Annotated in this window: 27 protein-coding genes and 1 pseudogene; 13 read left to right on the top strand and 15 right to left on the bottom strand. The window is 29.0% G+C overall.

Annotated features, from left to right (window positions below; all coding sequences use genetic code 11):
• Positions 1-4 precede the first annotated feature (4 nt).
• The 12 genes and pseudogenes from ACKGJI_RS05770 to ACKGJI_RS05715 form a co-directional block, all read left to right on the top strand.
• Positions 5-1243 carry a hypothetical protein gene (locus ACKGJI_RS05770; protein WP_458701631.1) on the top strand — a complete coding sequence of 413 codons (1239 nt, stop codon included), beginning with the start codon at positions 5-7 and terminating at the stop codon, positions 1241-1243.
• Positions 1244-1253: 10 nt separating this feature from the next.
• Positions 1254-1559 (top strand): metal-sulfur cluster assembly factor, encoded by a 306-nt coding sequence (locus tag ACKGJI_RS05765; RefSeq protein ID WP_458701630.1) that lies wholly within the window; start codon positions 1254-1256, stop codon positions 1557-1559.
• Between the two features lie 126 nt (positions 1560-1685).
• Positions 1686-3584, top strand: coding sequence for an FIST N-terminal domain-containing protein (locus ACKGJI_RS05760; protein WP_458701629.1), 1899 nt, complete (start codon positions 1686-1688; stop codon positions 3582-3584).
• Positions 3581-4240 (top strand): response regulator transcription factor, encoded by a 660-nt coding sequence (locus ACKGJI_RS05755; RefSeq protein WP_458701628.1) that lies wholly within the window; start codon positions 3581-3583, stop codon positions 4238-4240. The genes ACKGJI_RS05760 and ACKGJI_RS05755 overlap by 4 nt, the downstream gene beginning before the upstream one ends.
• Positions 4241-4307: 67 nt before the next feature.
• Positions 4308-6050 (top strand): aldehyde ferredoxin oxidoreductase C-terminal domain-containing protein, encoded by a 1743-nt coding sequence (locus ACKGJI_RS05750; RefSeq protein WP_458701626.1) that lies wholly within the window; start codon positions 4308-4310, stop codon positions 6048-6050.
• The gene (locus ACKGJI_RS05745) at positions 6050-6292 is read left to right on the top strand and encodes a MoaD/ThiS family protein (RefSeq protein ID WP_458701625.1); all 243 of its coding nucleotides are present in this window, start codon (positions 6050-6052) and stop codon (positions 6290-6292) included. The genes ACKGJI_RS05750 and ACKGJI_RS05745 overlap by 1 nt, the downstream gene beginning before the upstream one ends.
• 213 nt (positions 6293-6505) lie before the next feature.
• Positions 6506-6790 (top strand): MoaD/ThiS family protein, encoded by a 285-nt coding sequence (locus ACKGJI_RS05740; RefSeq protein ID WP_458701624.1) that lies wholly within the window; start codon positions 6506-6508, stop codon positions 6788-6790.
• A 54-nt stretch (positions 6791-6844) separates the two neighbouring features.
• Positions 6845-7642: a HesA/MoeB/ThiF family protein gene (locus tag ACKGJI_RS05735; protein ID WP_458701623.1), complete on the top strand. Its 798-nt coding sequence runs from the start codon at positions 6845-6847 to the stop codon at positions 7640-7642.
• Between the two features lie 80 nt (positions 7643-7722).
• Positions 7723-7890, top strand: a complete 168-nt coding sequence (locus ACKGJI_RS05730; RefSeq protein WP_458701622.1) for a hypothetical protein — start codon at positions 7723-7725, stop codon at positions 7888-7890.
• Positions 7890-8624 carry an arginyltransferase gene (locus ACKGJI_RS05725; protein ID WP_458701621.1) on the top strand — a complete coding sequence of 245 codons (735 nt, stop codon included), beginning with the start codon at positions 7890-7892 and terminating at the stop codon, positions 8622-8624. The genes ACKGJI_RS05730 and ACKGJI_RS05725 overlap by 1 nt, the downstream gene beginning before the upstream one ends.
• A gap of 42 nt (positions 8625-8666) precedes the next feature.
• Positions 8667-9503 carry a J domain-containing protein gene (locus ACKGJI_RS05720; RefSeq protein WP_458701620.1) on the top strand — a complete coding sequence of 279 codons (837 nt, stop codon included), beginning with the start codon at positions 8667-8669 and terminating at the stop codon, positions 9501-9503.
• Between the two features lie 167 nt (positions 9504-9670).
• Positions 9671-9850, top strand: a pseudogene (locus tag ACKGJI_RS05715) (IS1634 family transposase); the annotation flags it as partial.
• A gap of 35 nt (positions 9851-9885) precedes the next feature.
• Here the strand turns inward: ACKGJI_RS05715 and ACKGJI_RS05710 are convergent.
• Together ACKGJI_RS05710 and ACKGJI_RS05705 are read right to left on the bottom strand one after the other, a co-directional pair.
• Positions 9886-10749: an IS3 family transposase gene (locus tag ACKGJI_RS05710; RefSeq protein WP_458701702.1), complete on the bottom strand. Its 864-nt coding sequence runs from the start codon at positions 10747-10749 to the stop codon at positions 9886-9888.
• An 11-nt stretch (positions 10750-10760) separates the two neighbouring features.
• Positions 10761-11075, bottom strand: a complete 315-nt coding sequence (locus ACKGJI_RS05705; protein ID WP_458699524.1) for a transposase — start codon at positions 11073-11075, stop codon at positions 10761-10763.
• Positions 11076-11087: 12 nt separating this feature from the next.
• On the opposite strand from ACKGJI_RS05705, the gene ACKGJI_RS05700 reads away from it, so the two are divergent.
• Positions 11088-11687 (top strand): IS1634 family transposase, encoded by a 600-nt coding sequence (locus ACKGJI_RS05700; RefSeq protein ID WP_458701704.1) that lies wholly within the window; start codon positions 11088-11090, stop codon positions 11685-11687.
• Between the two features lie 184 nt (positions 11688-11871).
• Here the strand turns inward: ACKGJI_RS05700 and ACKGJI_RS05695 are convergent, their stop codons facing one another.
• From ACKGJI_RS05695 to ACKGJI_RS05635, 13 genes are read right to left on the bottom strand one after another with little or no spacing between them, the layout of a single operon-like run.
• Positions 11872-13137, bottom strand: coding sequence for a type II secretion system F family protein (locus ACKGJI_RS05695; RefSeq protein WP_458701619.1), 1266 nt, complete (start codon positions 13135-13137; stop codon positions 11872-11874).
• Positions 13127-14794 (bottom strand): GspE/PulE family protein, encoded by a 1668-nt coding sequence (locus ACKGJI_RS05690; protein WP_458701617.1) that lies wholly within the window; start codon positions 14792-14794, stop codon positions 13127-13129. Before ACKGJI_RS05690 ends, ACKGJI_RS05695 begins: the two co-directional genes overlap by 11 nt.
• A gap of 9 nt (positions 14795-14803) precedes the next feature.
• On the bottom strand, positions 14804-15340 hold the full coding sequence (locus ACKGJI_RS05685) for a hypothetical protein (RefSeq protein ID WP_458701616.1): 537 nt from the start codon (positions 15338-15340) through the stop codon (positions 14804-14806).
• Positions 15337-16059: a tetratricopeptide repeat protein gene (locus ACKGJI_RS05680; RefSeq protein ID WP_458701614.1), complete on the bottom strand. Its 723-nt coding sequence runs from the start codon at positions 16057-16059 to the stop codon at positions 15337-15339. The genes ACKGJI_RS05685 and ACKGJI_RS05680 overlap by 4 nt, the downstream gene beginning before the upstream one ends.
• Positions 16052-16849 (bottom strand): AAA family ATPase, encoded by a 798-nt coding sequence (locus tag ACKGJI_RS05675; protein ID WP_458701612.1) that lies wholly within the window; start codon positions 16847-16849, stop codon positions 16052-16054. Before ACKGJI_RS05675 ends, ACKGJI_RS05680 begins: the two co-directional genes overlap by 8 nt.
• Positions 16850-18292, bottom strand: coding sequence for a pilus (MSHA type) biogenesis protein MshL (gene mshL / locus ACKGJI_RS05670; protein WP_458701610.1), 1443 nt, complete (start codon positions 18290-18292; stop codon positions 16850-16852). It abuts the gene before it with no gap.
• A gap of 2 nt (positions 18293-18294) precedes the next feature.
• Positions 18295-18669, bottom strand: coding sequence for a hypothetical protein (locus tag ACKGJI_RS05665; RefSeq protein ID WP_458701608.1), 375 nt, complete (start codon positions 18667-18669; stop codon positions 18295-18297).
• Positions 18666-19274: a hypothetical protein gene (locus ACKGJI_RS05660; RefSeq protein WP_458701607.1), complete on the bottom strand. Its 609-nt coding sequence runs from the start codon at positions 19272-19274 to the stop codon at positions 18666-18668. Before ACKGJI_RS05660 ends, ACKGJI_RS05665 begins: the two co-directional genes overlap by 4 nt.
• Positions 19271-20761 (bottom strand): hypothetical protein, encoded by a 1491-nt coding sequence (locus tag ACKGJI_RS05655; RefSeq protein WP_458701606.1) that lies wholly within the window; start codon positions 20759-20761, stop codon positions 19271-19273. The genes ACKGJI_RS05660 and ACKGJI_RS05655 overlap by 4 nt, the downstream gene beginning before the upstream one ends.
• A 17-nt stretch (positions 20762-20778) precedes the next feature.
• Complete coding sequence (locus ACKGJI_RS05650; RefSeq protein ID WP_458701605.1) at positions 20779-21291, bottom strand: pilus assembly FimT family protein; 513 nt, start codon at positions 21289-21291, stop codon at positions 20779-20781.
• The gene (locus ACKGJI_RS05645; RefSeq protein WP_458701603.1) at positions 21288-21746 is read right to left on the bottom strand and encodes a hypothetical protein; all 459 of its coding nucleotides are present in this window, start codon (positions 21744-21746) and stop codon (positions 21288-21290) included. Before ACKGJI_RS05645 ends, ACKGJI_RS05650 begins: the two co-directional genes overlap by 4 nt.
• Positions 21746-22663 carry a type II secretion system protein gene (locus tag ACKGJI_RS05640; protein ID WP_458701602.1) on the bottom strand — a complete coding sequence of 306 codons (918 nt, stop codon included), beginning with the start codon at positions 22661-22663 and terminating at the stop codon, positions 21746-21748. The genes ACKGJI_RS05645 and ACKGJI_RS05640 overlap by 1 nt, the downstream gene beginning before the upstream one ends.
• The gene (locus ACKGJI_RS05635; protein ID WP_458701601.1) at positions 22660-23298 is read right to left on the bottom strand and encodes a prepilin-type N-terminal cleavage/methylation domain-containing protein; all 639 of its coding nucleotides are present in this window, start codon (positions 23296-23298) and stop codon (positions 22660-22662) included. The genes ACKGJI_RS05640 and ACKGJI_RS05635 overlap by 4 nt, the downstream gene beginning before the upstream one ends.
• Positions 23299-23302: the final 4 nt, after the last annotated feature.

The raw sequence follows: 23302 nt of genomic DNA, 5'->3' as shown, positions 1-23302 counted from the left end.
AAAGATGGTAAGTATAACCAGAGATTTTGCGCCACCATTTAAATTAATAGCTCCTTATTTTATTATAGGAATTATATTTTATCTAGTAAGTGCGCTTTTTTTACTAACTTTTAATGTGAATGATTTTCAAAATTTTTCAGATTTAAAAATTATAAGCTGGGTACATCTTTATTTGCTTGGTTTTGTAATGATGATTATATTTGGTGCTATGGCTCAATTGATTCCAGTAGTACTTGAAAAAGGTCATTTTAGTGTAGATTTTTATTATCTTATATATCCGCTTTTAACTATTGGTGTTTTACTAATGGCATATGGGTTTATGCACTCACATTTGGTTTTATCTTTTGGTGGAGTTTTGGTACTTGTTTGCATGAGTATATTTGCGCTTGAGACACTCTTAACCCTAAAAAATGTAAAAGAGTTCAATATAACTACCATAAGTGTTTTACTGTCAAATACATTTTTATGGATAGGAGTAATAGTTGGTTTTATTATGGCTTTAACATTTGCTGGTTTTTTTACAAGCGATGTTAGTGAGCTTTTAAAAGCACATGTTTTTATGGTTATTGGTGGATATATATTTATAACTATTATGGCATTTTCTTATGTGTTATTACCGATGTTTGGTTTAGCTCACGGATTTTCTAGAAAACCTTTGGATTTTGCAATAACTACTCAAAGTTTGGGTGTTGTTAGTGTTTTTATAGCATCTCTTATGAGTAGTGATATACTTTATATTTTAGGATATATTCTTAGTTTTATATCTGTTATAAGTTATTTTTACTTAGTATATTTAATTAACAAAACAAGAGCAAGAAAACAAAATGATATGTATATTATATCATTATTTATTTCATTTGTTAGTTTTGCTTTATCAGCTATTTTTGGAGTTTTACATGTAGTAACAAATGAAGCATTATATGCAACACTTTCAGGATGGTTACTATTTTCAGGTTTTTTTGGATTTATTATATTGGGACACCTTTATAAAATTGTTCCATTTTTAGTATGGTATGAGAGATTTTCACCACTTGTTGGAAAACAAAAAGTTCCAATGTTAGCAGATATGGTTCCCCAAACTAGTGCAAATATTCAAATAAGCTTTACATGTATAGGAGTAGGGCTGATAAGCATTGCTATGTTTTTTCAGTTAAATTATCTACATGTAATTGGTTCACTTATGTTAATAGTAGGTGCGGTTATTATGCTATATAATTTACTATATATGATTAGATTTAAATAGGAGAAAAGATATGTATACAAAAGAGGAAATTTTTAAAGCAGTTAGTACTGTAATTGATCCTGAGGTTGGTTTTAATTTGGTTGAATTAGGATTGATTTATGATGCAACTTGTGATGATGAGGGAAATGTAAAAGTTACTATGACACTCTCAACAAGAGCTTGTCCACTTCATCAAATGATAGTTCAGTGGGTAGAAGAAGCTGTCTTAAGAGAACTTCCAAAAGCACAAAATGCTGAAGCAATTGTAGTTTGGGAACCTGCTTGGAATATAACAATGGCAAGTGATGAAGTAAAAGAAAAGCTTGGCGCAATATAAGAGGTTTGATCCCTCTTATATGTTCTAATTATTGAAAACTATAATTTTCACAGTTAATTTATTTGTAGCGTTTACAAGTAGGCTTATAAACTTTTTGTTATAATTCAAATAAAAAGATTAAAATTTATGAAAACATTCAATTACATATGTAATTCACTAAAGCTAGATGAGTTTATTGATTTTTCAACTTTAATGGATGAAAAAAATATTCTTATTCAGGTTTTTTGCGGTAATGCTAAAGACGAATTAGAACAAATAGTAAAAACTTTAAAAGCCAATCTACCTCAAGCAGCTATTATTGGCTCAACAACTGATGGAGAAATTGCTGATTATTCTATCTTGTCACAACATACAGTTATTTCTATTTCTGTTTTTAAAGCAACAAAAATTACAACTGAATTTATTGAAGATTTAGATTCATTTGAGTGTGGAAAAAAACTAGCAAAAAAATTAATATCAAAAAAAACAAAACTACTGATACTCTTTTCAGATGGTACGCATATGAATGCTGAAGAATTTTTAAATGGGGTTAGTAGTGTAGATAAAAATATAATTGTTTGTGGTGGAATGGCTGGGGATAATGGTAATTTTAAAAAAACATACATATCTTCAAATGATAAAATTTTATCACGTGGTGCTGTTGGGGTAGCTTTAGATTCTGATGTATTAAAAGTTGCAACTGATTATAAGTTTGATTGGAAAGCTATAGGGCTAGAACACACTATCAATAAAGTTAAAGGAAATAGAGTCTATGAAATTGATGGGATGAATCCTAGTGATTTTTACATCAAATATCTAGGAAATAATATATCTCAAATTGAATTTCCACTAATCAAACAAAATAAAGATTTTCCAATAGCAAGAGCGGTGATAAGTAGGCATGAAGATGGAAGTTTGAGTTTTTCAGGGAATTTTAAAGAGGGAGAAAAAGTAAAAATTGGATATGGTGATGCTAAATCACTACTAAAAAATCCTCTAAAAGTTTTAAAAAATCTAAATAAATTTGAGCCTGAAACATTTTTCATATATTCATGTATGGCAAGAAGAAGATATATGCCTGATTTGACTAAAATCCAAGTAAAACCTTTTGCTAGCATCGCTCCAACATCTGGATTTTTTACATATTCTGAGTTTTATCATCACAACTGTAAAAATGAAGTTTTAAATCAAACTCTAACAGCAGTTGCTCTAAGTGAAGCAGACAAAAGTATAAAAGCGCCCTCTTCTTCATCTGACAATAAAAATAGTATAAACAAAAAAGAAGCATCATATGCCAAAACCATACAATCTCTTACAAATTTAATTCAACAAAGCAATGAAGACTACGCTAAACAATCAAAAAAACTAGAAGAACAAATTGCTTATTCTAACAATATCTTAAAATCTCATAAACAGTTTTTAAGACATACAATCCATGAAATGAATTTACCGCTTAGTGTTATCATGAATAACATAGAACTTCATGAATTAGAATTTGGCAAAAGTACATATTTAGAAAATATAGAAGTAGGAGTTAAAAGTATCTTTTCTTTGTTTGATGATTTAAGCTACTTAGTTAGAAAAGACCAAATTACTTATTTTAAAAGAAAAATTGATTTAGTTGATTATATAAGAGCTAGGATAGATTTCTTTTCTCAAGTTGCTCTAAAAGTTAATTCTAAATTTGTTTTTACACATCCAAAAGACGATATAACAATCTTTTTTAACGAAACAAAACTTCAAAGAATTATAGATAACAATCTAACAAATGCAATTAAATATACTTACGAAAACAAAGATATACATGTAAAGCTAGAAAAAGAAGATAACAGAGTAATTTTTTCCATATCATCTTGTTCTAGGCAAATTCAAGAGCCTAAAAAAGTTTTTGAAGAGTATTATAGAGAAGAAGAATCAAAAGATGGCTTTGGATTAGGATTAAATCTCGTAAAAAGAATATGTGTTGAAGAAAATATAGATATAAACTTAACATCAAAAAAAGAGCTTACAACTTTTACATATATTTTCAAAGAGGGAGTAGAATGAAGATATTACTCTTAGAAGATGACATCATGCTAAATAATGCTATCAAGCAATACTTAGAAACCATAGGACATCAAATAGTACAAGTTAGAGATGGTGATGAGTGCTTAGAAATTGCACAAAATGAAAGATTTGATCTTTTGATACTTGATATAAACGTTCCAAACCTTGATGGCTTAAGCATATTAGAAAAGCTTCATGCCCAAAAAAAAGTTACACCTGTAATTTACATATCTACACTTATAGATATAGAAGATATATCAAAAGCATATGAACTTGGATGTTGTGATTATATAAAAAAACCTTTTCATTTAAAAGAGTTAAACCTAAGAATAAATAAAATTTTAGAAACTTCAAAAAAAGAGATGAGTCATAAAAGATTATCAAAAAATTATAGTTTTGATTTTGAAAATTCAGTTTTATACTACAACAACATACCTCAAGTACTCTCAAAAAGACAACTTCAAATAGTAGAATTTTTAGCCCATAATCGCTCATTTATTTGCAGTTATGATATGTTTAAAGATTATGTTTGGAATGATGAAAATGTCGAAGATGGAACAATAAGAGCTGAAGTAAATAGATTAAAAAAGCATTTAAAAGAGGATTTTATAACCAACATTAGAGGTGTTGGCTATACCATACATCCCCCTTCTTAAGTCTTGCTATTTTCATGCTATAAACTCTTTATATAATACCGTAAACAAATTTTCAAAAGGAGTTGTGATGGCAGATAAAATCTATCGTGTCAATATGAATGATCTTAGTTTTAAGATTGAAGATGTTCCAGCTGATTGGATGGGACTTGGTGGTAGAGCATTAACTTCAACAATAGTATCTGAAGAAGTTGATCCAGAGTGTCACCCTCTTGGTCCAAACAATAAGTTAGTTTTTGCTCCAGGTTTACTATCTGGTACAAGTGCAGCTAACAGCGGAAGAAACTCTTGCGGTGCAAAAAGTCCACTAACTGGTGGTATTAAAGAGAGTAATGTTGGTGGTACTATGGCTGGGGTTATGGCTAAGCTTGGTGTCAAAGCTCTTATCATCGAAGGAATTCCACAAGATGATTCTACTTTTTATCATATACATGTAAGTAAAGAAAATATAGTTATTGAAACTGTTCCTGAGCTAGTTGGAAAAGACAACTACTATGTACTTGATAAAATGGCTGAAAAATATAATAAAAAAGTAGCTGTAATGAGCATTGGTCGCCCAGGTGAGATGAAAATGCTAATTTCAAATATCTCAGTAAAAGATCCAAAAGGTAAACTAAGAAGTCACGGACGTGGTGGTCTTGGTGCAGTTATGGGTTCTAAAAAAATCAAATGTATTACGGTTGATGCTGAAAAATTCAATGAAGCAAGTGCTAGCATTGCTGATCCTGAAAAATTTAAAGAAGCAAGTAAAGTATTTACAAAAGCTCTACAAGAAAACCCAATCAGTGGTGAGGGATTACCTGCATTTGGAACAAATGTATTGGTTAATATCATCAATGAAGCTGGTGGACTTCCTTCACACAACTTTAGAAGTGGAAATTCTGAAAATGCAGAAGCTATTTGTGGTGAAACAATGGCTGAAAATATCAAAGCTAGAAATGGTAGTACAACTCACGGTTGTCATGCTGGTTGTGTTATCCAATGTTCTCAGACATACAATGATAAAGATGGTAACTATCTAACTTCTGGATTTGAATATGAAATGATTTGGGCATTTGGTGCTAACTTTGGAATAAAAGATTTAGATCAAATCGCAAAAATAGATGCATTGATGGATGATTTGGGTGTTGATGCAATTGAAACTGGTGTAACATTTGGACTAGCAGTAGATGCAGGATTAATTAAATTTGGTGATGGCGAAGAAGCTTACAGAATTCTTGCTGAAGAAGTAGCAAATGGAACTCCTCTTGGAAGAATCATTGGTGGAGGATGTGGAAATCTTGGTAAACTTTATGGACTTGTAAGAGTTCCTGTAGTTAAAAACCAATCAATTCCTGCGTATGAGCCAAGAGCTGTAAAAGGACAGGGTGTAACTTATGTAACAACTCCTATGGGAGCTGATCACACTGCTGGATATGCAGTTGCTACAAATATCTTAAATAGTGGTGGACATATTGATCCTTTGAAAAAAGATGGTCAAGTTGAACTTGCAAGAAATCTTCAAATTGCTTCAGCTGCAGTGGATAGCACTGGTATGTGTATATTTGTTGCATTCCCGGCTCTTGATGATCCAAAATGTCTTCCAGCTTTAATTGACATGATAAATGCTAGATTTGGCATAAATCTAACAGCTGATGATGTAACAAGCCTTGGTAAAAATATCTTGAAAAAAGAGAGAGAATTTAACCTAAAAGCTGGTTTAACAAGTGCTGATGATAGAATGCCTGAATTTATGAAGTATGAGCCTCTTCCTCCTCATAATGTTGTATGGGATTTTACAAATGAAGAGATAGATGAGTTCTGGAATTTCTGATGAGTGATAGCATAAATATCACTGTAAAACTGTTTGCTCAGTACAGAGAAGGAAAATTCAAAGTCCAGCAAAAAGTCTGTAAAAGTGGTACTACTGCTAAAGATATAATGGATGAATTAGGAATAACAAATCACAAACTCCCTTTGGGAGTTTTGATGATTAACTCAGTTCACGAAAAAGAGGACTATGTTTTACAAGAGGGTGATACTATCGCCCTCTTCCCAAAAGTTGGTGGCGGTTAATAACTGACTTTATGTATATATAATACTTAATGTTTTTTTGCAACATTTCATTGGTAGACAAAAAGCTTATTAGGTAATTTAAAACTTTTAACTACCAAAGAGTGTTGCAAAAGTAAAGGGCAAAAACAATGAGGCATTATCTATTGGCTTTAAATTTTTCACTATAGCTAATGAATAAGCCTTTATCTGCTACAATCATTTAAGAGGCAAACTATGATCAAAATCACATTTAACGCATTCTCTTTTTTAAGAGGTCATCTTGAAAAACAAGGTGTTGCTTATGTAAATCATAAAATGGAATTACCAGATAATTTTACTCCAGAAGAACTAATTAAAAAGCTTGGCTTTAAAGAAAACAAAGTTGAATTTGCTTTTATAAACAGTAAAGTTATGCCAAAAGATACAGTATTAAAAGATGGAGATAGAGTTGCTTTAGTTCCGCCAGGAACCCCAGGTTCATATCGCCTTATATTAGGTGCTAAAAAGATTGATAACTAACATTACACACTTTAAAAAGGAATTATTTGCAAAACATATTTTTGAAAGATAGACATGAGTAATAATTTAGAAGAAACTATAAAAAAACTTTCAAAAGATGGATTTATTCCTTTACATGTAGAACAAAAAATTGCTAAAAAATTCGATATTAGTCTATTTGATATTGAAAAAACAGCATTACAACTTGAAATAACTCCACTTAGATACAAAAGAAATCAAGAAACAATAACTCCTAATATGCAATTAAAACTTTTAAATTCCCATGTGGCAATTATAGGTTCTGGTGGACTTGGTGGACATATAGCTGAGAACTTAACAAGAATTGGGGTAGGAGAGCTAAGTATCTTTGATTTTGATATTTTTGAAGAGCATAATCTAAATAGGCAAAATTTTTCTTCTTTTAAAGCAATTGGAAAAGAAAAAGTACTCGTAGTAAAAGAAAACTTAGAACATATAAATCCTATAATTAAAATCAATGCTTATGTTAAAAAGTTTACTCCAAAAAAAGATTTTGAACTTATACAAAATTGTGATGTTATAGTTGATGCACTAGATGACCCAGGAGTTAAACTCGATTTATCTAAGATTTGTAAACAAAATAATAAAAATTTTGTTCACGGTGCAATTGCAGGCTTTAGTGGGCAGTTTACTTCAAACTCTACATTAGAAAATTTATACAAAGATGGTAGCAGAGGTGCTGAAGTAGTAGTTGGAAATCCATCCTTTTCAGTCACATTTGCAGCGTCAATTCAATCTTGTGAAACTATAAAACTTCTTTTAAATATTGGAGAAACTTTGAAAGACAATATACTAATGAGCAATTTATTGGAAAATGAGTTTATTTTGATATAATTGCTCATATTAAAGAGAAGTAAAATGAAAATCTTGATGATTTCATTGAAGCTTTGCTTTAATGAAAAGGAGATTTACAGGTGAATGATTTATTTGATAATTTAAAAGATTTAAAAAAAGATATGGCTAAAACTCAAAAAGAAGAAAATGACAAGCAAGAAAAACTTTTAAAAAACGAAAAAGAAAAAAAATTAAAAGATGATTTTGAAGCTTTTATGAAAGCTTCTGGGATAAAGAAAAAGAACTAATGATAAGTGGCTTTCCAACTCGCTTAGTAGAGTTTTCTACTCTTGAATCAAAATGTGCATATCTTCCTGATAAACGAATGAGGATGGAGTATAAATACATAGAAAATTGTCCAACATTCTTAAATCAACAATTGATACAAAGAGGCTGGAGAAGATTTGGTGAGTACTACTCTAGACCTAATTGCAAAGATTGTTCTGAATGTTTATCATTGAGGATTGATGCTACAAACTTTAAGTTTTCAAAAAGTGCAAGAAGAACTTTTAGAAAAAACTCTAACACAAAGATACTTATTAGAAAACCAACTTTAACACAAGAACATCTAAATCTATATGAAAAATATCATAGGTTTATGGAAAACAAAAAAGGCTGGAAACATTACTCTTTGAGTCCAAATAGCTATCATGAACTCTATGTAAGTGGTGCAATGGAATTTGGTAAAGAAGTTCTATATTTTGTGGATGATAAGTTAGTAGGTGTTGATCTTATAGATATTATTCAAAATGATGGAATCTCATCTATTTATTTCTTTTATGATCCAGATTTTGCTCATTTATCACTTGGTAGGTTCTCACTATATCAACAGATATTAATAGCAAAAAATTATAAACTAGATTGGATATATTTAGGTTATTATGTAAAAGATTGCTCCAGTTTGAATTACAAGGCAAATTATCAGCCTTATGAAATACTAAAAAACAATCCAACATTAGAGGAAATACCTATTTGGGAATAAAATTTGCTTTGATATTCTAAATGTAAATGTTTAGGAGATTTCATGCAAATTTCATTTTCTCAAGATATGTTAGCAATCACGCTAGAAGATGATACAAAAACTTTTTACCACCTTCAAAACATTGTTGAAAAAAATTTTAAAAAATGGATTGGAAGAAAAAATAAAACTATTATTTTTAAACAAGAATCTGAGGATATACAAAGAAAATATTTTCTAAAACTTCTAAATAAAATGTATATGAGATTAAATTCTACTCCTAGTAAAAAAATCTCCGAAGAAATTTTAAATTCAATAGATAAATCCATAAAAATTGTGCATTTAAAATCAAACCAAATTCAGCAAAGACTTAAAATTGATATAAAAATAAAAGACAATTATGCTTTATTGTTTCTTTTAAGTGGAAATAACTCTATTTTAGTTAGCTATCTAAAAAATTATTTTAAAGATCATTTAGTTCAATACAGATTAAAAAACAATACCTTAACTATATATCCAAAGTCAGAAAAAACTGCAGAACTTTTTGAGAATCTACTTCAAAAAGAAGAGATTATTGGTTGTTATGTTGAGTTTAAATATGATATTGATGAAATTATAGAATACAAAAAGACCCTAAGAGATAAGATAAACAGAAAAAGAAAATTTAATGCTCTTTTCTCTCTTCTTGAAGATTACTACAAAGTTTTAGAGTGCAAATCAGAAGATAGTTTTGAAGTCATAAGAAAGAACTATCTAAAACTTGTCAAAAAATACCACCCAGATAGAGTTACAGATAAAAACTCAAATAAAATGGCAATGTACATTAAAAAATTTCAAAATATCCAAGAAGCATACGAAATGATTAAAGTTCATTTCGAACATCAAAGAAAATATGTTGCTTAAGACTTAAGATTATATAGTTTTTTTCTCTCGCTAGAACCAGCTATATTGAACTCCTGAGTTTCTCACTTCTAAAACCTTAATTTTCAATTTCCCTAAATTAAGGGGTTTATAAATGTTTATCAACCTAAATTAGGGTGTCCCAAGCTAAAAGCTGATACAATTTAACTATGTTTGTTCGTCAGAAAAAAAATAAAAGTGGTAGTATTAGTATTCAGATAATTTCTAAAAGTAAAGGTAAATATAAAGTAGTTGAAACTATAGGTTGTAGTAAAAATAATTATGAGATAGAAAAGTTATTAAAACAAGCCAATGAGAGATTATTAGAACTAGAGCCAAATCTGTTTGATCTGTCAACAGTATTTAGGACATAAAATTTTATATTCTACATAGCTATTTCTTTTTGTAACATTACTTCTTCAAATTCATAAGGTGACATGTAATTATTAGAAGAATGTAAACGCTTTCTATTATAAAAAATTTCTATATACTCAAATATTTTTTCATTGGCTTGAGCTCTTGAAATAAACTTTTCATGATGGATAAGTTCTGTTTTAAGAGAGTGAAAGAAACTCTCTGCAACAGCATTATCCCAACAATCACCTTTCTTACTCATACTTTGAGTAATACCATATTTTTCTAAAATAGCCTTATGTTCGTATGAAGCATATTGGCTACCTCTATCAGTATGATAAACAAGTCCTTTCTTAGGCGTTCGTCTCTTTATTGCCATAATCAATGCATCATTTACAAGAGAAGTGTGTAAAGAGTGACTCATAGACCATCCTACAACCTTCCTGGAATAAATATCAAGCACTACTGCTAAATAAAGCCATCCCTCATAAGTTGGCACATATGTAATATCTCCAACATATACTTTATTAGAGTTGTTCGCATAAAAGTCTCTCTCAAGATGGTTTGGTGATATAGGTAATTTATGATTGGAAGTAGTAGTTATAACTTTATATCTTCTTTTCATCTTCACTTTTAAACCAAGCTGGCTCAAGGACTTTTGTATTTTTCTACGAGATACAATAATCCCATATCTCTTCTCTAGCACTACTTTTAGTCTTCTTGTGCCATATGTAGCTCTTGCCTCTTCAAAAATCTTTTGCAAAAGGTCATTTAAAGGTTTATCTACCTTATTTACTATAGAACCATTTTTTATCCATATATAATAACTGCTTCTTGTAACTTGAAACAATCTACACATTAGTTTTATTGAGAAACTCTTCCTGTGCTCTTTAATCCATGCATACTTTAGAGAGTTTCTTTGGCGAAGTATGCGGCTGCCTTTTTTAAAATTTCTCTCTCCTGTTTAAGTATCTTATTCTCAGCCCTTAAACGCTTGAGTTCTTCTTCATGGGACTCTTTCAAAGAATTAGTCTTCTTAAAATGTGCACCTCTTCCTTCAATCGGAATATTGTTTTTTATTTTATAAGCTCTTATCCAGCTATACAAGGTTTTTTCATGAATACCCAAATCATCAGAAACTTCTCGAATGGATCTTGAATTATTTAAAATTAACTGCACTGTTGAAGCTCTAAACTCTTCACTATATTGACTTCTTGACATAATCTTCCTTCTATTACTAATTTTAACTCAGAATTACTTAATTTCTGTGTCCTATTTAGTGTAGCCAGATCAAAAAAGGATAAATATACAAGACAAAAAGCTCTTGAAAAGATTAAAGCCAAACTATCTAAAAATATCAATAAAAGTGATCTTAAATTATCATATTATGCAAAATACCTTGATATAGATGAAAAATGTGATATCAAATATAAACTTAATCAAGCAAAAATATCTGAGGATGAAAAACTAGATGGTGTTAAGGGATTTATTATAAATGATTTTAACCTTAAAGCAAATGAAGTTATTGAACACTATGCTAATCAATATGATGTAGAAAAAGCATTTAGAATATCTAAAACTGATCTTAAAATTAGGCCTATATATCACAGGCTAGAAACAAGAATTAAAGCTCATATCCTAATATCATTTGTTTCTTATGCAATATATAAAGAATTTGAAAGAAAAATCAAACAATCTAATATTGATATAAAATTTAAACTCACATTTGATCATATTAAAACAATGTATGGTTATAAAACTCCATATGGTATCGAACCATTACAAATGGATGAAATTCAACAAAAAATTTATGATGCTATTTATCTCAAATGAAAATTTGGGTGTCCTATGAGAAACTCAGGAGATTTTGTACTTATTGATGTAAATAACACAGGAACAAAACCAACTCCTACATGTAACTAGATATTTGTTATTTTATTGATTATCCAAAAAACAATTCCAAGTATGATGGAACTTAAGATTGCTATGCTGATAGTTCCTAGTTGCATATCTTCCACTATACACCCCCTACAGCTTCTGCGATTGACCACATTGGTAAAAATATTCCTAAAGCTAAAAGCAGCACAAAACCAGCAATTGCAGCGATTAAAAGTGGCTCAATCATCGTTGCTACATTATCAACTAAATAACTATATTTTTTTCTATAAATATCTGAAATTTTATCTAACATCGTACTTAAACTTCCACTACTCTCACCAGCACTAATCATTTGGATTATCATACTCTCGAAAAGATTAGTTTCATTAAATCCATCTTTTAAACTTCTACCCTCTTCTATAGATGAGATGACATACTCTAATCTCTCTTTTAAGTACTCATTTTCCACGATTCCAATAGCAGTTTTTAAAGAGTTTAAGATAGGAACCCCAGAAGCTGAAAGTCTATCAAAAACAAATATAAATCGCCCAATCATAGAAAGATAAATTACTTGTCCGACGATATAAACTTTTAACATATATTTGTCAAAAAGCAGCTTAAAATTTTCACTTTTTTTATAAAATACAGAAAGGATAAAACCAATAACAACAGCACCTAAAAGCACAAAAATACCATATTGAGTTATTGCATGTTCAACCCAAAGCAAAAATAGAGTTGGAAAAGGAAGCTCTGTGTTATACTCAGCAAACATTGCTTGAAATTGAGGGACAACTAAAGTTATAACAAAAGAAAAAGCTACAATCATAGCAAAAATTACAATCATTGGATATCTTGTTGCTTTTTTTAGTTTCATTCTATTGTCATGTATCTCTTGAAGTATATCAGCTAATTTTTCCAAAGATTCATCAAGTGTTCCTGTTTGCTCTCCTAAGTCAATCAAGGCAACTGAGATAGTACCAACTTCACTCTCATATCTCTTAAAAGCTTCACTTAAACTAACTCCTGATTCTACTTCAGTTAAAATATTTGTATAAATTTCTAATAACCTCTTATGAGTAGTTGTTTTTAGTATATCTTCAAGACAGATAGTTATCGGAAGGCCTGCATTTAGCATGGTTGCTATATGTCTTAGAGTTGCTATGTAAGGTTCTAGTGGTATTTTTTTGGCTCTAAATTTCTCTAATATTTTTTGTTTTATTTTTTCAATTTTTACACTTGTTGGCTCATCAATCTCTTTAATCCCTACAAAAACTCCAATATTTTTTAATTTAAATTCATTTATAGCTTCAATTTTGTGGGTTGATTGTATGATGTTTTTATGTCGTTCGCCATCTTTTATGTATTCTATTTCAAAAAAGTAAGTTTTTGGCTGATTACTTTGCAACTCTTAAAACCTCTTCGAGTGTAGTTACACCTTTTAATGCTTTTGTTATACCATCAACAATCATAGGTTCATACTCGCCCTCTTCTTCAGCTCTTCTTGAAATCTCATATTTGTTCATGTTTATTGAAATCATATGAGATATGGTTTCAGTGATTTTTAGGATTTCACTTATCATGGTTCTACCACTATATCCTGTAAATCCACATTTAACACATCCTTTTCCTTTATAAAACTGATAATCTTCTGGTAAGTGGTCTTTTATCTTTTCAATAGTTTTTAAAGGTGGAGTATATTTTTCCTTACAAGCTGGGCAAATTGTTCTAACAAGCCTTTGAGCTACAACACCAATCAATGAATCAGATATCAAATATGGCTCCAAATTCATTTGAATCATTCTAGTAATTGCACTTGGAGCATCATTAGTATGAAGAGTAGTAAATACTAAGTGACCAGTTAGTGAAGCTTGAACTGCAATATTTAGTGTTTCTTCATCTCTAATCTCACCAACCATTATAATGTCAGGGTCTTGTCTTAGGATTGAGCGAAGAGCATCTGCAAAATCATAATCAATTTTTTCACTTATTTGGATTTGTTGGGCAAGTGGCAGTTGATATTCTATCGGATCTTCAATGGTTATCATTTTATTTTCTATGCTTTTTATCTCATTTAAAGCCGCATATAAAGTTGTTGTTTTACCACTTCCTGTTGGTCCTGTTACAAAAACGATACCATATGGAGAATTTAGAATTTCATTGAAAAGTTCAAGATTTTTTTCTTCCATACCCAAATCTTTTAGTTTTAAAAGGATTTTGTTGCTATCAAGTATCCTCATAACGATAGATTCACCAAACATCGTAGGAGCAGTTGAAAGTCTAAAATCGTACTTATTACCTTCTACGCTCATAGAAAATCTTCCATCTTGAGACTTTCTTTTTTCACTTATATCTAAATTTCCTAAAATTTTTATACGAGAAGCTAAGGCATTGTAAACGTCTAAATCAAAAACGAAATTCTCTCTTAAAACACCATCTACCCTGCTTCTAACAGATACATTAAATGCAGAGGGCTCTATATGTATATCACTTGCTTTTGATTTGATTGCAGTTTTTATGATTTGCTCAATCAATTGCATTATAGAGCTTTGCTCACTATCTGTTTTATACATTCCAGAGCTTAGCTCTTTTTTTATGTTTGAGACAATATTTTTTGTTGTCGAGATAATCTCTAGTCTATCAAAAACATATAAAATATCATTGTGAAGTGCTACATGCAACCTAATAGGCTTTGTTGCTATATTTTTTTCTAATAATTCAATTCCATCATAATTTAAAGGATCAGAAACTGCAACATAGATAAAATCACTATCTTCTTTAAACAAAACTGCATCAGCATTTCTAAGCATATTTATTGAGTACTTACTCATCAGATTATAATCAACATCTATACCGTAAAGATCAATAAATTCTAAATTTAACTGTTCAGCTAAAACTTCTATAAATTCTTTTTCAGTTACATATCCTCGTTGTACAAATATCTCGCCAAGTTTTTTACTAAAATTACTCTCTTTTTGCTCTTTTAAAGAGTCCATCAACTGTTCATTTGTTAAAAAGCCTTTTTCTACTAATATATCACCGATTCTAATCTTTTGTCTTATCATTTATCTATCCTATAAATAGCCATGCTTTTTAATAATCTTACCATCTTTATACTCATCTACATGTACAACTCTTTTTGCTTCATCTCCTAGATAAACTCTATACTCTTTTTCTTTTAATTTAATGATAAATTTTTTATCTTCTTTTTTATAATTTTTCTTGACTAAATTTTCAAAAACTATTGAGAGAGTATGGTTACTTCTTGGAAGTCTAAGGTTTTTTAAATCAATTTTATCATGCATAAATTGATAAATAAGTTTTTTTTGCAAAACCAAAGTTGCAAAATACGAGCCATTTTGCCTAAACTCAGGAGTTGATATAAGTCCTCTTACTATATAACCTAAAGGATTTATATAATCAATTCTAGCACAAGCATCACCAATGATAGATAAAATTTGCTCATTCTTTTCAGCATTTTTATAAAACTTTGCACTCTTTAAACATATATCTTTATATCTTTGCTCTTTATAATCATTTATAATATCTTCGTGAGTATAAGCAAATAATGCTACATGTAAAAGAAAAAACAAACTAAAAATTCTTATCATCTTTCATTCCTGTATTTATTTAGTAATTGTTGCACATTTTTGGATCTAAAATATTCACTATAAACTTCAAGCGCCTTTATGGCGTCTTTTTTATTTCCTTTTTTATAGTTAGCTTTTGCAAAAAGTATCCATGATAGATCCTCTTTTGGCTCGATTTTACTAGCTCTTTTTGCCCACAATATTGCTCTATCATAGTTATTTTCATCAAAATAAATCTTAGCTAATCTAATAGCTGAATCAAAATCGTTTGCAACCTTAAATCTCTCTTCTAAAGCACTTTTACTTCCCACTTCTTTTACTATAAGGTTTATTTTTTTATTTTTTGGCTCTTCTTTGTTAATGATTTTTTCTTCTGCTATTTGCACTTTTTCATTGTTTACTTCATCTAAGATAATTACTGGAGTTAATTTTAAAGTATCGTAAGTATCTTCTTTTTTAACCACTTTTTTGGGCAGTTTTTCTTTTTTTTGAACCTTTGGTTTATCATTTTTTTTAATTTCTTGTTTAACTACTTTTTTTTGCATTTTCTTTTCTATTGTTTTTGTAGTTAAATTGAAATCTTTTTGATTGTTTTTATTGATATTTTGTTGCTGTAAAAATATAAAAGCAATAACTACAATAGATACAAGAAACAAACTAGTAAAAATAGTTTTAAATAACTTTTTTCGTTGTATTTTAAGGGCTTTTTTTTCTAAAGCTTCAAATTTTACACTATTCATTTACAAGACCTAACTCTATAGCACTCATCAAAAGTAATCTATCATTTAATCTTTGATATTTTTTTATACCATTTTTCTTAGCATAATCTAAAAGGCTCATAAGTACATACATAAATCTTTTAATAGTTCTAAAGTTTCCATTGCAATATTTTGTTATTTTCTTTGCATCTTTTTTGGAAAACATATAAGATATTTCAGCATAAGCATATGAAGCTAGTGAACTTTGTATGTACCTGTAAACTTCATTAGATTCTAATCTACCATACTCTACTACAACTTTTGTACGAGATTTAAAATGCTTTTTTTTCAATATCTCAACACCCTCTTCTTTATGCATTGAAAGTACAAATTGTAAAACCTTTGTATCACTTAAAATTCGTATTAATTCAAATTGTTCTTCATTTAAAAGTTGTGCTTCATCTATGAATATAGTATGAGTTGTATCTTTATACTCTTTTATAAGCTCATCTTTTAAAGTGTTAAAATTTATATCTTTATTAAATTCTAAGCCTTTTGCTTCATACAAAAACTTTAGCAAATCTCTTTTATCAAAAAATGGATGGTCTATAAAAACTGTTAATTGCTCTTTTTTTATCTCATTGTTTAGTAGCTTAAGCATGTAGCTCTTGCCAACACCAGGATCACCTATAACAAAAATCAAAGGTGCATTTCTCTCTTTTATAGCTTCACTAATCTTCGTTTTTGCAACTTCTGCGCTCAAACTATCAAAGTAAAAACTAGTATCTATAATATCTTTATAGATACTTTTCGCACCTTCAAAATCTCGCATCTACTTATATGCCTTTATGATGTGCTTATCTTCATCTAGCGAATCTAAACTAGGATTGTGTTTGCCATTGACTATATGAGGAGTTATGATGATGATTAACTCACTTTTTGAAGAAGTATTTGTGCTACTTTGAAATGCTTTTCCCAAAATTGGTATAGCAGATAGTCCTGGTACACTTGTATCAGCTACATCTTCGTCTTTACTGATAAGTCCACCAACTATTACTTTTTCACCATCTTTTACTCTTACAATAGAAGATAACTGTTTTATCCTAATGTCAGGAGCTAAAATTGGAATATCATTTTTATCGAGGTGAGTATCACCTATCTCACTTACTATCGGATTTATTTTTAAGATTATGAAACCATCTTTTGTAACTTGAGGAGTGATATCAAGAGTGACTCCTACAAAAGTAGAATCATTCTCATAGCTAATAGCTGTATTTCCACTATTTGAAGACAAATCTGTTGTACTTTGTGTTTGGTATCGATAGTTTATCTCTTGCCCAACATTTATAACTGCTGGTTGATTATTTAGCGTCATGATCTTTGGATTTGATACAATCTTTACATCACCTTGGGTTTTTAAAAATTTTATCATACCAGCCATAGAAAAATCATATCCAACAAGATAGTTTGGTTGCCTAAAACCTCTGGTTAAAACTCCATCAGTTCTAGAGCGAGTTGCATCTGAACTTCCGTTTATATTTAGTTGAAACTGACTCCAATCAATTCCATCTGTTTTACTATTACTATATTTTACCTCTATAATTTTTGCTTCTAAAAGTATCTCTTTATGTAATCTGTTCATCAAAGAATCAATATAACTATCAACTCTATCTAACTGTTTTTTTGTTCCAGTAACTGTAAGCATCCCTGCTTCTTGGTTTATGAGTACTTTTGATTTTATCTTTCTGTTATCCTCATCTCTATCTAATATATCACTAATTTCACCTGTAATTTTTTCCCAAAATTTAAACTCAGAAGTAAAATCCATAGTAGTAGAATCAGAACCATTGTTTGCATTACCACTAGAAGAGCCAGTTTTTATGACTTTGTTTGTTTTGCTACTTCTTTGAGAAAAGCTAACATAATCTATGAAATATGTTTTTGTTTTAAAAGTAGCTACCTTTAAAATTTGATTTGAATTTGTTAGTTTATAAAATATATTATTATCTACTAAAAGAAGATCGAGTAAATCTTTGAGTGAAAAATCTTTTACATTGATATAGTTTAATTTTTTGTTTAATGCATCTTTTACAACACTATCTTCAAAAACAATTGACATTTTACATTCATCAGAGATATTTTCTAAGACATCCATGATTGTGACACTTTGGTTATTTGCTTCTTTTATGCTAAATGAAAAAAACTTATTTTCACAATTTGCACTTAAGTTAATTGTAAAAATTGTCAAAATTAAACTTATTATTCCTAATTTCATAATCATTTTTCCTTTACCTCTAGTAGCTTTTTATCTCTTTTAATACCTATTTTTATAGTTTTACTATCTTTTCTTACCAAAACATTCTCTTTTGTAATCGCTATGATTTTATATCCTAACACTTTATCACCGGTTTTATACCATTTTGAATTTATAAACGCTTTATGATTCAAAATCGAAGAGACATAAAAAGTTTTATCCTCTTTTTTAGCTTCAAGTGTACTTTTGATAACTTTTGAGCCTCTAACAAACGGATCATAATCAAGCAAAACCATACTCTTTTTAAATTCATAATTATTAAACTTTATAACTTTATTGGTTAAATCATTTGAAAATAAAAGAGTAGATAAAAACATAATAAAAAAAACTTTTTTCATAACCCTACTCCATAAACATCCATTTGTAAATCAAATTGAACTTGTTCTTTTTCACTCAACTTCATCTCAATTTTCTCAAATGAAACCAAAGCTTTGAAATTTTCAATATACTGCATAAATAAAACGATATCTTTATAGTTCCCTACTCCTGATATTGTTATCTTTTTCTTTTTCTTTAGTAAAGAAACACTATCTTCTTTAATGTCGCTGTTTTTTAAAGAAATTATTTTGATATCTCTTTTTACACTATAAGCCAAGATTTCATCAAGCATTTTTGTTAGTTTTAAATCATTAAAAAGTGCATACTTTATCTTGTAAACATTTGATACTACAAAATCTAAATCTTCTTGCTTTTTATCTATCTCTTCTTTTTTCTTTAAAACCTCTTTTTTTATCTTTGCTAACTCTCTTTTAACTCTACTTATATTGTTTCTACTTAACTTCATCTCAAGGTCTTCAACACTATAAGTAAGCTCATCTTTTTGTGCTAGTATATCTGGTAAAACTAGATTTAAAACTAAACCAATACCAAGGAAAAAAGATAGTACAATCATAACTTTTTCTTTTGTACTTGCTGTTTTTAGGTATTTATCAAACTTATTCATCTTTTTATCTCGATTTTACTTAAGTATATATCTTTATCAGACTTAATTTCATCAGTTCTTACACCAATAAAACCTCTAGTTATTAACTCTTTCATAAATTTTGCAATATTGTCTCTTTTTGAATAGTTTGCAACTATTTCAATCTGCATTTGATTTGCATCTAAAATCGTAATGTTTGTTGTTGCTAGATTGTATTTTTTTAGCAATTTATTTACTTCTATAACAAAGTTACTATAGCTATCTTTGGTTTTTAATAAAGTTTCAAAAGAAGAAATACTATCTTTTATATTTGCTAATTTATTATCCAAATTTTTATCTTCACTAACTATATCTTTTAATTCATTTTTTGCTTTATTTATATCTTCTGCATATTTACTTTTAATATTTTGCATTTCATTGTATTGTTTTTCTAGCTCCATTTTTTGAACTTGCAAATTTTTGACTTCATAATATAGTGAAAATACATATGAAGCCGTTAGAACCAATATACTAAGAGCAAAAATCAGTAGTTTTCCTGAAGTTTTTTTATAAAAAGGATCTTCTCTTGGAAATAAAGTAACATTTTGGCTATTATCATTTGCTACTGCTTTATCGTATACATATGAAGCAATTATTCGATTTAAAAAGTTACTTTCAAACTTATCGTTAAAGAGGTTAAAATCATGCAATTCTACCTCGCTAAATCCAAAATTTTGGATAAATTCCTTTAAGCCTTTTATTCTTCCATTATTAGTGCTTAAAAATATCCTATCAATTTTTTCAAAACCAAAAACACTTCTGTTATATATGACTATATCATTTACCTTAGTAAAGATATTTGTAAATTCAGCTTCAATCTGATTATAAAGTATACTCTCACCTCTTTCATAAAGAGTAGGATCTAAACCTTTTGAAGAAAGTATCTCTAAAAGCTCTTTTGAGCTTATATCATAACCAGCATTATTTATATTTTGAGCTATTTTATCTATATTTACAACACCTTTAGAGGATAAATATCTTCCATCTTTATAGATGCTTAAAAAAGCTTCTTCTTCCCCTAGATAAACAAAGATATCATTTTTAGCAGCAATTATTTTATTTTTATAAAGAGTTGAATAGGACAAAAAAGGAAGAGCTAAAAAATCTATATGTTTTGTTTTTTTAAGTACACCAGATAAATACTCAGATACCTTGTCTACTTCGATTGCATAGGCTTCAACAAGAAAGTTTTCTTCATAATCTAATTCTTTTTTGATATATGAAATTTTATATTTTTTTTGTAAATCTAATCCGGTATCTTCATAAATACGAATTTCTACCAAGTTTGAGAGCTCTTCATCACTAGTAGTAATTGGAACTTTAAAACTATGAAGTATAAGATGATCATATTTTATGCTACTACTAATAAAAGCTTTTTTATTATAAGCTACATCAAACTTTTTACCATCAAATGCTGTTTCATTTAAATAAATTGGATCAATATAAACAACTTTATCAATACTAGCCATCCGCAAGCCTTAGAGTTTTATTTTATTAGTGTAACATAGCCACTATATGGAAAAACTGAAATTTGTTTCATTTTGCCATTATATGTCACATTTATGTCAATTTTAGGAAGCAATTTATGTTCCGAAGCACTATATGGTCTTCCATATTCATCAAAACATATCTGCTCCAAAGTAGAGCTGATACTATTAAAACTCAATTTATATTTTTCATCTAAATTATCTAAGTAATCTTTGTTAAGAGTTATACATGTAGAATTATTTTCTTTAATCCAAGGCGCATTGAAACCATTTATATCATTTCCTATTGCATTTTTTTGAGTCTCTTTTATCTTCATCATCACAAAGTTTGTATCATTTAAAAGTCTATTGTCTGGCAAAAAACTACTTCCCACAAAAGCTAAAATTCCCATTATGACAATTACAAATATAATTTCAACCATGCTAAAACCACGTTTTTGTAATTTTGAATTTTGAATTTTGAATTTTGAATTAAACATTAAATATTTAAAATTTAAAATTAGTCTTCTCATGGTCTTTGAAGTGTCCTTCTGTTTAACTTTACAACTTTTCCATAGTTTTTAGGATGACTTGAGTTTGTCTCTACTTTTACTTGCAACATCACCATTCCGTGAGAATCTTCTGTTTGTATACTTTCTACTCTACTACTTTCACAGTTAAAAGCAGATCCGTTATTATCTTTTCCATCATAAACATAATATTTTGAAATGTTAATATCTGCTACAAATCTCTTATCAGGTGAAGTTATATGGACATCTTTCAAACATCCATTACTTCTATTGTGTTCTTGAATTGCCAACAAAGCCAATTCAACTGCACTATTCATAAAAAGTTCTGCACTCTCTCTTACATACAAATCCCCAGTTTGCTTAACCGAAACAGTTGCATACTTCATAGCGATAGTCATAATCCCACTAACCAAAACAATAACCATCAATGCTTGAATAAGCCCAAATCCACTACGCATCAAAACACCACCTTTTGTTTTGATATAGTTACATTGCTATCGTTTCCTCTAATCTCTTTTTCAAGCTCAATACTAAAGTAAATACTATCATTAATCATACCAGCTTCAAAAGCACTCACATCATTTGAGAGAATTGTTACATTGCCATCATAAAAAGTTTTTCCATTCCATGGACGATAGTTATAAAATAAAAAAAGAGTATTTTTGTTAACATTTTTAAAAGTTGCATTCAAATCTTGCATAATTGGTTTACTTAAATTTACATCTTTTCCTCTAGCTATAGCATAAGCACTATCAACAAGATAAAATTTCTCATATATTTCATCTGGTCGTGTAGTTAAAGTTATATTTTTATCTCCTATATTTTTTATAGTATAAGTTTTATTATGATCTGTACCATGCCACCCAAAGGAGCTATTTACATCACTTAAAACACCATTATCAAAAGCTCCGGCAAAAATAATAGCTGTGCTATTTAAAACATTATTTATTGAGCCAAATTTATTTCCTAAAATACTATCGATACTACTCTCATCAAATATATCAGTTTTTGTTGTATTTGCATCTTTATTAGAACCATCTAAATCCACAAAACCGCTATAATAACCTGCTTTTAAAGCTTCGCTTGATGTTCCTATCCATTCTAAAATAGTATAATTTTCATCTATATTATAAATAGAAGTAAAATTTTTATCATTATTGTTATTTGAACCTATTACAGAGCTTGGAACTCTGTTGTAAAGTAGTGCTGAAATTTGGTCTACTATGATTTGAGATTCAAAAGACAAATCACTCAAAGCTTTACTCTTTGCACTTCTTATGTAAAGATGCTTTAGCGAAACAAATGTACCAACTGAGAGTATTCCTAAGATTACGATAGTAAAGATTGCTTCAACTAAAGTAAATGCTTTTTTCATTTCCAAACTCTTTTATGAAGTATCATTTGTCCAATATTTGCAGAAGTGTAGTTAAACTGTGTGAGTTGTTTTCCTTGATTACCTCTACTTCCTTTATAAGTTACATTTATATCTACATACTTTAGATTTGTAGTTGGACTAACTTCACTTTTATTTAAATCTAATTTTGCATTTGAGCTAGTATATGCTATTTCATCATTTATATATTTTACCTCTACATGTAAACCGTAGCGTAAGTTTCCTTTTGAAGTTGTATTGTAATCAGAATTATTAAAATCGTCTATATCATCATACGTATCTTTATCTTCATCACTATCATTAAAATCCAAACTCGCACTTAGATTATCTTCACAAGTTCTAGAACCAACAAATCCACCAACTCTATAATTATCAGTAGAGCTATTACAATCACTTTTTGTTACATGTAAAATATCAGCAGAGTTTATATTGTTCTCATCCCACGGCATATTTGAAATCATTTTTATCATCGAAAAGCCATTAAACATTGCATCTTGACGGATTATAAAACTATCAGCCTTGTTTAGAGCAAATACAATCTTAGGAATCACAGTAAATACGATGGCAATGATAACAATAGTAAAAATAAGCTCAATTAGTGTTAATCCTTTTCTCATCTAA

Source organism: Sulfurospirillum sp. 1307 (assembly GCF_054408545.1).
The sequence above is the reverse complement of the archived record's forward strand: the minus strand, read 5'-3'. Positions and strand labels throughout refer to the sequence as shown.